This window comes from Cryobacterium sp. 10I1, from assembly GCF_035019805.1.
In the GTDB taxonomy this organism is placed as follows: domain Bacteria; phylum Actinomycetota; class Actinomycetes; order Actinomycetales; family Microbacteriaceae; genus Cryobacterium; species Cryobacterium glucosi.
Genome location: NZ_JASJVF010000468.1, coordinates 1 through 1,373, shown reverse-complemented (window position 1 = coordinate 1,373; position 1,373 = coordinate 1). Strand labels below are relative to the sequence as shown.

At 63.6% G+C, this 1,373-nt stretch carries 1 protein-coding gene; it reads right to left on the bottom strand.

The features are described from left to right. Window positions 1–37: 37 nt before the first annotated feature. Window positions 38–1,303, bottom strand: coding sequence for an IS256 family transposase (locus tag QN345_RS19140; protein ID WP_322141107.1), 1,266 nt, complete (start codon window positions 1,301–1,303; stop codon window positions 38–40). Window positions 1,304–1,373: the final 70 nt, after the last annotated feature.

Here is a 1,373-nt window from a genome sequence, read left to right as displayed (position 1 = left end):
GGGTCTGTCAAGTTTTCGGTGTAACTGGGTTTGATTTTTAGTTGTCGCGGATGGAGAGTCGGCCGTTGAAGGTGATGTCGAAGGCGTTGAGGGCTGCCTTCCATCGTTGGGTCCAGCGGGCTCGTCCTTGGCCGGTGGGGTCCAGACTCATCACGGCCAGGTAGACGCATTTCAGGGCGGCTAGCTCGTTGGGGAAGTGGCCGCGGGCGCGGACGGCTTTGCGGATCCTCGCGTTGACGGACTCGATCGCGTTCGTCGTGCAGACGATCCGGCGGATCTCGGCATCGAACTGCAGGAACGGCACGAACTCGGCCCAGCTCGACTCCCACATCCGCACGATCGCCGGGTACTTCTTCCCCCACGCCTCGCCGAACTCAAGGAAGCGTTCCTCGGCCGCGTCGACAGTCGCGGCGGTATAGACCGGCTTCAGGGCCTTCGCTATCTTGTCCCAGTCCTGCCGGGCGGCGTAACGGAAACTGGCCCGCAGCAAGTGCACGACACAGGTCTGGGTGATCGCTTCAGGCCACACGGCCCCGATCGAGTCCGGGAGGCCTTTCAGTCCGTCGCAGACGACCATGCACACGTCCCGGACACCCCGGTTCTTGATCTCGGTCAACACCTGCAGCCAGTACTTCGCTCCCTCGCCACCATCCCCGGCCCAGAGCCCGAGGATGTCGCGGTTGCCCTCGATCGTCACGGCCAGGGCTACGTAGATCGGCCGGTTCGCGACCTGCCCGTCGCGGACTTTGACGTGGATCGCGTCGATGAAAATCACCGGATACACCGGGTCAAGAGGCCGGTTCTGCCACTCCGTCATGCCCTCGAGCACGCGGTCGGTGATCGTGGAAATCGTCGTCTTAGACACCTCGGCCCCATACACCTCAGCCAGGTGAGCGCTGATATCGCCGTGGGTCAGCCCGCGCGCCGACAGCGACAACACCAGCTCGTCCACCCCGGTCAAGCGCCGCTGGTGCTTACGCACGATCTGCGGCTGGAACGAACCGTCCCGGTCTCGCGGCACCTCGATCGGGACCGGGCCGATATCCGTCAGGACCGTTTTCGTCCGGGACCCATTCCGTGCGTTCGAGGCCGACCCGGACCTCTCGTGCTTCTCGTAGCCGAGGTGATCGGTGATCTCGCCCTCGAGTGCGGATTCCAGGACCATCTTCGTCAGCTGGCCCAGCAACCCTTTCTCGCCCGTCAGCGCGAGACCCTGTTCCCGGGCCCGTCCGACCAGCTGGTCCACGAGCCGGCCATCCACCACGTCCTCCTGCTTCACCGTCGCCACGGCTTCGTCCTCCATCACGTCAAGAATCACATCAGTCATCAGGCACCTCCATTGTTAGGAGTTACACCGAAAATCGTATAGTCCC